Below are 251 nucleotides of genomic sequence, written 5' to 3' on the forward strand. Positions count from 1 at the left end.
GTTCGTCCAACAGGAGATATTGTGGGCAGGTTTCAACCCAGACTGGCTGGTGATTCGCACGGGCAAGACGCAGATAATCCAGACCTAAGCCGTTAGACAGGTGCACGATATAGAGCGGGGCGTTACCGGCAATTTGTGCCAGGTTAATCATGCGGGCGATGGCTTCCGCTTCGCATTCCAGAGGGCGACTCAAGGCGTGATAGCGCGGCGCGGTTAACCCTGCGGCGATAAACTCCGCCCGCTTGCTGGCG

At 58.2% G+C, this 251-nt stretch carries 1 pseudogene; it reads right to left on the reverse strand.

Features of this window, described 5'->3' with window-relative positions:
* Window positions 1-251, reverse strand: a pseudogene (locus tag KI356_RS28885) (dihydropyrimidinase); the annotation flags it as partial.

The sequence above is a fragment of the Bacillus hominis genome (genome assembly GCF_018332515.1).
Lineage (GTDB): Bacteria > Bacillota > Bacilli > Bacillales > Bacillaceae_G > Bacillus_A > Bacillus_A hominis.